This window comes from Hyphomicrobium sp., assembly GCF_036262015.1.
GTDB lineage: Bacteria > Pseudomonadota > Alphaproteobacteria > Rhizobiales > Hyphomicrobiaceae > Hyphomicrobium_C.
Map to the genome: position 1 here is coordinate 1,489,664 of NZ_DATAJR010000008.1, position 8,191 is coordinate 1,497,854.

Sequence of the window (8,191 nt, forward strand, 5' to 3'; positions counted from 1 at the left end):
CCGTGGGCTTTTATTTTTTAATGTCGTCGTCCGGGCAGCCCCAATATGCTTTGGAGCTTTTCGAAACAGCTCGGCCAGTCGCCTTGGTAGGCCTTTGCGACATCTTCCGTGGTGAACCGGCTTTGCGTGAAGGTCATCGCAGTGCGGTCCCGGCCCACGTTCTCGATGTCGATCTCGATCAATGTCTCCACGGCGCAGATCAACGCAAACGGTCCCGAGTAGACCCAGGTCATGGCGATGCGCTGTGGCGGATCAAGCTCGCGATAGACGCCACGGATCGTATGGATCGCGCCATCGGGGGAGCGCGAGCGTATGAGAAGTGCGCCGCCGATCCTTGCGTCCGCTTCGATTTCTGAGACAACGTTTTCGCCCGGCGCAAGCCAGTGCCGCATGATTTCCGGATTGGTCCAAGCCTCAAAGACCTCCTTGGCAGAGGCGGTAAATTCGCGCGTGGACACGACGGAGTTCGGCGGCTTCCGGCTCATGCTTTTTTCTCGCGCGGCTTCTTGCGTTTCCGGAACATCTCTTCCAGCGCATCAAAGCGCTCGTCCCAAGAGTGCTCGTAAAAGTCGAGCCAGGATTGCGCGGAAGCAAGGGGCTTCGCATTGAGTGTGCAGAGATGCGTGCGCCATTGAACGTCGCGGCGGAGGAGCCCCGACTCTTCCAGAACCTTGATGTGTTTCGAAGCCGCCGCAAGCGACATCGGCAACGGTTCGGCCAATTCGCCGATCGTCAGCGATCCTCCTGCCAAGCGCCGCAGCATCGCGCGGCGGGATGGATCCGAGAGCGCGTGAAAGATCCGGTCGAGTGTGGCTTCTTGTCGTTCAACCATATTATTGAATTAAAGCGACAGGACTGCCCCGTCAAGTCATCGCGTTTGGCATTGCTCACGTTCGCAACGACTCAGAACTCAGGGAGATCCTTCGGCGGCAGCAACGGCTTTGGTAGCGGAATGAGATCGATACTTTTCGATTGCCCACCCAAAGACGACGGATCGAGAACGCCGCCACCCGATGGATCGCCACCCGGTACGGCTCCCTGCGAAACCGTTCTGATATTGACGCCGGTGATGCCTTCCGTTGCGCTTGACTCGACATTCGGGGGGAGGTCGACAGCGCCAGCCTTGCCTCCCTGTGCGTTACCCTTTTTGATTTCCGATTGGGCCTCGGCTGTCTTTCGGGCAAGTGCGACTGAATAGGGCACAACGTAGGCGCGCGGCTCGCCGCTCGGAATGTTGCGCTCGTCAAGCTCCTCCACCCAGAGATGGATCGCGCCAGGAAACTGTTTCGACACGTTCGGTTCGAGAACGCGGGTCCACAGCACTTGGAAGCGCTCCGGCATAGCCGTCCCTGCCGACCACCCGAGCAGGCTCTGTGACCAGAAGAAGACAGCGACGTTGAAAACCCCCATGACAGCAATAATGGCGATCTTGACGGCGCGGGGCAGGGCCACCCGCGCAAGAACGATCAGCAACACCGTTGCAAGCGCCGCATAGGCAATGGTCAGATACAGGACATGCATTTGCATCGTCATTGCTTGCCGCCGAACTGGGACATACTGGCACCGTTTAGGGTGGGATCGAAGAATGTCTGCAGGATGGATCGCTCGACACGGCTGGTGCTCTCGACCTCGCCCTTGTCGTTGAGCGTGAAGCGGGCCGCCGTCTTTTCCGAGTTCGATTCGCCCATTTCGAGCGTTTCCTTGGCGACCGCGGTGACGCGCGGGTTCAATTTCTCTATCGTCACCGTGACGGGCACCGGAACGCCGGTTTGAGCGGTAAAGTGGTAGACGTTGACGGTGTATTCTCCTGCAACGAAGCCCCGCAGGCTAACCAGCTCCTGGCGCGCCGATGAGCGGACCTTCTCGCCGCCGACCATCATGAAGTCGTTGGCGCCGCCGCGATTGTCGCGTTCGAGAGACATAAATCCGATGTCGCGGCGGCGATACCAGACGATATTGCCGATCGGATCCTGCACCAAGAGATCGAAATCGTCGGGGTGATTGTCAGGCCAAGTCATCGAGATCAAGAACTCGGCCTTGCTGTCGATCTTGCCCGAATCCTTCTGCTGCGAGATGGCAAGGAAGGCGATGAAGAACAGGAAGGCCACGACCTGAAGCGCCTTGAACAACACGACGCTTAGCGGATCGAACGGCGGCTCGCTCGAGCGCAGGCTGAAGTCGCCGATCATCGTGCCCCACCTGTCCGGCGCTCGAGGACCGGCACGACGTGGACTTCCGTCAAAGCGACGGCGGATGTGAAGAGCCTGGCGGTTGCGGTTTCGACGAACTGGTACTGGATCCTGATCAGGATCGACCCGACGAGGCCGGCCAACGTCGTGTACATCGCGACGGCCATGCCTTCGCTCATGAGCGGCATGGCCGATTTGATCGCTGCTTGGTCCTCGGCGTTGAAGCTCGCGATCGGCCCGAGCATCATGATGAAGCCGACAATCGTCCCGAAGAGACCCAGCTTCATGACAAGGTCGCTCGCAAAGGCGCCAAATGCGTTTGAGCCGCTCAGCCGCTCGGCCAGAACACGCAACAGAAGCGTTTGATCGAACTTCCGATCCTGATCGCGCAGCTTCGAGGTCGTGATGAGGTTGCGGATGTGGTCGGCCACGAGCCCGCTGTTCAAGCCTCTGCTTCCTGAAGCGCCTTCTGCGATTTCGAGGATTCGATTGTGCTTCTCGTCTGGTTCAGAGACGAACGCTGCGAGCAGTTTTTCTGCGTCGGCTTCGCGCGAGACCGCCATGCACCGCGACAGGCAGTGCAAGGACGTGGCGACGTAGATCAGCATTATGAAATGGGTGATGTGCGTCGGATCGGAGTTCAGTGCCTTATCCGCCAAGCCGTAGAACCACAGCAGCACGAAGGCGAGCAGGTTCACGCTCGCAAAGATCATCCATGAGAGCACGGGGTCGGTAGCCTCGATCGGGCGTCTATCCGTACGCGCGACGCCATCCTTGATCGAACTAATTTCAGCGATGTCCACCATGCCTGACCACCTAATTTTCGCCCTCGCTCCGCACTCGGCGGGCCGTGAGGACGTTAGGGGCGTCAGGGGGGCAGAAGGAGAGCAGGAAGCCCGAAAAAGTCGGGCAATTTGCCCGATCGGTGCGGGAGCGCTCGCCCCAGCGAGTCAGTCTCAATCCTGAGCCAGCTCGATTTTCACATCGTTGATCTGTATGAGCCCTGCTTCAACGGCGAGCCAAACCATGTGCGCATCGTTGCGCGCGCCGATCTTGCTCTTGATCGCGTAGTGCTGGTTGCGGACCGTCTTGGGGCTTAGGGCAAGGAGCTCGGCAATGTCTTCGCTCGCCACCCCGGACGCCAGCAGACGGAGAATCTCAGCTTCTCGTGGGCTGAGATCATTGACGGGATGCGACGTTCCCGCCAGCCGGTCCGCAGCAAGGACTTGAGACACATCTTCGGACAATACGCGCGTGCCCGATGCCACCGCCGATACCGCGCGGATGAGCTCCCCCGGTGCGCTGCTCTTCGTTACGTAGCCCAAGGCACCGGCTTCGAACGCCATGAGCGTCGTCGCCGCCCCAAGGTGCATGCTGAAGATAAGAATACGGGCGTTCTTGTCCCACTGTCGAATGTGGCGAACGGCTTCGATGCCGCTCGCGCCCGGCATCGTGATATCCATCACGACGATATCTGGCTTACACTCTTTATAGGCTTGATAGGCGCTTTGAGCGTTGTCCACTTCGGCGCATACAACAAATCCTGGCTGCCGCTCCAGAAGACGCCGGTAGCCCTCGCGTACGATCGGATGATCATCGACGAGAAGTATCGTTACGCCGGTCATGCGGGGACCGGCTCGATGCCGGCATTATTCGAACCGAAAATGGGAATGATGGCCGTGATGCGGATACCGGACGCGGCATTGCCGATCTGCAGCTTGCCGCCAAGCGCAGAGATCCGCTCTCCTATTCCTAGCAATCCGTGTCCGCGGTCTCTCTTGATGCGTCTCGCATCCCCGCCGCCGTCATCCTCGACGGATAGAGCAATTGCTTGGCTGTCGTGCGCCATATATTCGACCTTGAGACGAACCTCCGTCGGCGTTCCGTGCTTGACGGCGTTTGTCAGGCATTCCTGGGCGATACGATAGATATCGATTGCCACCTGCTTCGGCACAGCCGCCATCTGGCCGATGACATTCAACCGAAACGCGGTCTGTGACGCCGATTGCATGTTGTAGTCGGAAACAAGCTGACGAAGGCTGGCTTCGAGCCCGATCTCCTCGATACTCTGCGATCTCAAGCGCACCAGTGTGGATCGCAGCGTTTCCATCATGCTCTTCTGAACCGCGGCGATCTTGCGGGCATCCTCGGCAATGTCTCCTTGCCCGGCTGGTGCACTGCTCTCGATGAGAGCCGCTAGCGCGACGGTTGCTGTCAGGCTTTGTCCGAACTCGTCGTGCAGGTCGCGGGCAAGCGCGCGTCGCTCGTCCTCCTGAACCTGCAACAATCGTGTCGTCAACGCTGCGCGCGCCGCGTTGGTCCGGGAAAGGTCTTCTGCAAGATCGTTGACGGCGTAGGCAATATGATCGAACTCCGCTGCGCGGAACCGCGGCAGACGAAAGGCATTGTTTCCCTTCTGCAGTTCTCGCAATCCTTGAATGATCGTCCCTGCCGGTTTGAGTGTGCGCCCGATCATGAGGACCGCCAGAACGGCAATGCCGGCGGCCAGCGCGCTCGCGACCGCGGCAATCACAGAGACCCGGCCCCAGGACTGGCGAAGGGCTGCGTCGGGATCGGCAACAGTGCTGTAAGTGCCGCCACTCTCGTCGCGCACAGACAGAGCGCGAATAACCGGTTTGTGAGTGCCGAGCAAAGAGGTGTAAACGTGCACGAACCAGGAAGGCGGTGGCGGGCCAAGGGCTTCAATCTGGCTGCACAGCTTGCGCGGTTCGTTACCGGGCGGTGCGAACGAGACGCAGACGCCAGGCGCGATAACCGTGAGCGTCGACAGTGTTTCCCAATCCGGCAGAGGCAAGATTGTGTCCCTGCTCATGCCTCCGCGCCAAACTAGCTTCTGCCAATAGAGAGCCTCCAGATGCCGCCCCATGCGATCAGCCGATGCCGCGGTTTCGCGTTCAATGGTCCTGTGGGCGTCGACCATGATCCAGCCAATGGCACCGATCAGGCACAGCAAAACCACGGCAATGAGCCGTGCAATGAGATGGGCGAGCAGGTTCATTGCGGATCCCGATTATGGTCTAGGCGGGAAATTTCGCACGAACGAGCTGAAAAATGAATGCCCAACCCAGAACGTCGGGCAAATTTGCCCGGCCAGGGCTGTGGGCTTTGGCTATTCAGCCCTTGCCCAGTCCACGTGCGCGGTACGCCACACTCGACGTGTGCAGTTCCGGCCTTTCGGCTGCTGCGTGAGCTGATCAAGATATATTTCCCGATGTCTACTTATGGCCCCGTTGCTGACGTGCGACTTCGGCGTGCACTCATGGATCACCTGAGACGAGACCGGCCGGGGCCGCTCAGGTCTGGTCGAGCCCACGCCACCAGGAAAGGATGGCGTCGATGCTGGGCGGAAGAACGTTCGCTTGCGGGGCAAAGGCATCCCACGCCGCGCGGTGCTTCTCGGATACGGTCGTGAGAAGCGGCTTGTTGAGGGAAACCGCCGCTTCAAAGGCTCCGATCAGGCCCGCGTGTCCGGCTTCGAGCTTCCCGAATTTGCTCAGCACCACGAGATCGCACGTTGCGATGTTGCTGAGAACCGCAGCACCGGCGCTCGCCGCGCCGGTGGCGTCGATGTGGCATGCTTTCCCGGGTGGCAGGATTTCGAGAAAGATCGAATAGCGCTCTCCCGACGTGACATCCCGGAGCACGCCCGCATTGCATGTGCGCCCGGCCAGCCCATGGGTTTCCTCGATGACACCTGCAACTCGCTCGCCCGCGTCTCGCCAGCGGTCGACGGCCTGTGCGAACAGGCCCTGTACCCTTGCGCTGTCCACACCCTCGACCCGGGCAATTCTGGCGTTGTCCCGCGACATCACTTCCGCCGTCATGCTGCAGCTACCGCTGCTCAGAAAGTTACATCGTTTTCGGCCACTCCGCGCATTTTGGAGCGTAGCCCTTTCGTCTACTCCGCAGCCTCGTTCGGCAGGATATGTCGGGTCGCCTCGGAGAACACCTCGTATTCGAGCTGATAGGCCGTCGGGCCGTTCGAGCGGGACACCTCAACCGCCGTCACCTTGTACTCGGGGCAGTTTGTGGCCCAGTCCGAATAGTCGGTCGTGACGACGTTGGCCTGGCAGAGCGGGTGGTGGAATGTCGTGTACACTACCCCCGGCGCCACGCGGTCGGTAACGAAAGCATGCAGCGCCGTTTCGCCGGCGCGGCTTTTGATCATCACCCATTCTCCCGCCTTGATGCCGCGCACTTCCGCATCGTGGGGGTGGATCTCGAGCACGTCCTCTGCATGCCAGGCGACGTTCGCCGTGCGGCGCGTCTGGGCGCCGACGTTGTACTGCGAGAGGATGCGCCCTGTCGTTAGGATGAGCGGGTAGCGTGGTCCAATGCGCTCGTCGGTTGGTACGTACTCGGTCATGACGAACCTGCCTTTGCCGCGTACGAACTCGCCGATGTGCATGACCGGCGTTCCCTCGGGATGCTGCTCGTTGCACGGCCACTGGATGGAGCCGAGCTTGTCGATCTTGTCGAAGGTGACGCCGGCGAATGTCGGCGTGAGCCTGGCGATCTCGTCCATGATCTCGCTCGGATGTTGATAGTTCCAGTTGAGGCCGATCTTCTGGGCGATCAACTGCGTGACCTCCCAATCGGCATAGCCGCTCTTGGGACGCATCACGCGCCTTACAAGCTGGACGCGGCGTTCGGCGTTGGTGAAGGTCCCATCCTTCTCGAGGAAGGTGCAGCCCGGTAGGAAAATGTGTGCATAGCGCGCGGTCTCGTTCAGGAAGAGATCCTGCACGACGACGCACTCCATGGCCGCTAGGCCTGCTGCGACGTGCTGCGTATTGGGGTCGGATTGGAGAATGTCCTCGCCGTGGACGTAGAGGGCCTTGAAGTCGCCTTCTACGGCGGCATCGAGCATATTGGTGATGCGCAGTCCCGGCTCCGGGTCGAGCTTGCAGTTCCAGTCCTTCTCGAAGGCCGTGCGCGTGACTTCGTTGGAGATGTGCCGATAGCCGGTGAGCTCATGCGGGAACGAGGCCATGTCGCAGGAGCCCTGCACGTTGTTCTGGCCGCGCATCGGATTGACGCCGACACCGGGCCGTCCGAAGTTTCCGGTCGCCATCGCGAGGTTGGCAATGGCGATTACGGCGGTTGAGCCCTGCGAATGTTCGGTAACGCCGAGGCCGTAGTAAACGGCAGCATTTCCGCCCGTGGCGTAGAGGCGGGCGGCACCGCGCACCTCCGCGGCTGGAACGCCGAGGAACTGCTCCATGGCCTCCGGCGAATTGCGCTCCTCCGAGACGAACTCTACCCACTCCTCGAACGCCTCAGCCTCGCAGCGCTCGCGCACGAATGCCTGGTTGACAAGACCTTCCATAACGATGACGTGGGCCATCGCGGTCAGAACCGCCACGTTGGTGCCGGGCTTGAGGGCAAGGTGATAGTCGGCCTTGATGTGCGGCGACTTGACGAGGTCGATCCGGCGCGGATCGATGACGATCACTCGGGCACCCTCGCGGATGCGCTTCTTCATGCGGCTCGCGAACACAGGGTGCGCATCGGGAGGATTGGCGCCGATGACGAGGATGACGTCCGTGTTCTCGATCGAGTCGAAGTCCTGTGTGCCGGCGGACTCGCCGAGCGTAGTCTTGAGACCATAGCCGGTCGGCGAATGGCAGACGCGGGCGCAGGTGTCGACGTTGTTCACGCCGAATCCGGCGCGAATGACCTTCTGGACGAGGTAGGCTTCCTCGTTAGTGCAGCGTGACGAGGTGACGCCGCCGACAGCGGTGCGGCCGTACTGATCCTGGATGCGGCGGAACTCGGACGCGACGCGGCCGATGGCTTCTTCCCAGCTTACCTCACGCCACGGATCGGTGATCTTGTCGCGCACCATCGGATTCAGGATGCGGTCCTGGTGGGTGGCGTAGCCATAGGCGAAGCGGCCCTTGACGCAGGAGTGGCCACGGTTGGCCTTGCCATCCTTCCACGGCACCATGCGCACGACTTCCTCGCCGCGCATCTCGGCC

Annotated in this window: 9 protein-coding genes; all 9 read right to left on the minus strand. The window is 60.9% G+C overall.

Annotation, left to right across the window (positions count from 1 at the left end; translation table 11 throughout):
* Positions 1-17: 17 nt before the first annotated feature.
* Positions 18-485, minus strand: coding sequence for an SRPBCC domain-containing protein (locus VHO05_RS15540; protein ID WP_329647488.1), 468 nt, complete (start codon positions 483-485; stop codon positions 18-20).
* Positions 482-832, minus strand: a complete 351-nt coding sequence (locus tag VHO05_RS15545) for a metalloregulator ArsR/SmtB family transcription factor (protein ID WP_329647489.1) — start codon at positions 830-832, stop codon at positions 482-484. Before VHO05_RS15545 ends, VHO05_RS15540 begins: the two co-directional genes overlap by 4 nt.
* Positions 833-903: 71 nt before the next feature.
* Positions 904-1,533 (minus strand): hypothetical protein, encoded by a 630-nt coding sequence (locus VHO05_RS15550; RefSeq protein WP_329647490.1) that lies wholly within the window; start codon positions 1,531-1,533, stop codon positions 904-906.
* On the minus strand, positions 1,530-2,189 hold the full coding sequence (locus tag VHO05_RS15555; RefSeq protein ID WP_329647491.1) for a hypothetical protein: 660 nt from the start codon (positions 2,187-2,189) through the stop codon (positions 1,530-1,532). The genes VHO05_RS15550 and VHO05_RS15555 overlap by 4 nt, the downstream gene beginning before the upstream one ends.
* Positions 2,186-2,995: a MotA/TolQ/ExbB proton channel family protein gene (locus VHO05_RS15560; protein ID WP_329647492.1), complete on the minus strand. Its 810-nt coding sequence runs from the start codon at positions 2,993-2,995 to the stop codon at positions 2,186-2,188. Before VHO05_RS15560 ends, VHO05_RS15555 begins: the two co-directional genes overlap by 4 nt.
* Before the next feature lie 150 nt (positions 2,996-3,145).
* Positions 3,146-3,814 carry a response regulator transcription factor gene (locus VHO05_RS15565; protein WP_329647493.1) on the minus strand — a complete coding sequence of 223 codons (669 nt, stop codon included), beginning with the start codon at positions 3,812-3,814 and terminating at the stop codon, positions 3,146-3,148.
* Entirely contained in the window at positions 3,811-5,208 is a 1,398-nt protein-coding gene (locus VHO05_RS15570; RefSeq protein WP_329647494.1) for a sensor histidine kinase, read from the minus strand. The genes VHO05_RS15565 and VHO05_RS15570 overlap by 4 nt, the downstream gene beginning before the upstream one ends.
* A 295-nt stretch (positions 5,209-5,503) precedes the next feature.
* Positions 5,504-6,034 carry a DUF2478 domain-containing protein gene (locus tag VHO05_RS15575; protein ID WP_329647495.1) on the minus strand — a complete coding sequence of 177 codons (531 nt, stop codon included), beginning with the start codon at positions 6,032-6,034 and terminating at the stop codon, positions 5,504-5,506.
* A gap of 74 nt (positions 6,035-6,108) precedes the next feature.
* The coding region (gene fdhF / locus VHO05_RS15580; RefSeq protein ID WP_329647496.1) for a formate dehydrogenase subunit alpha at positions 6,109-8,191 on the minus strand (2,083 nt) is incomplete at its 5' end.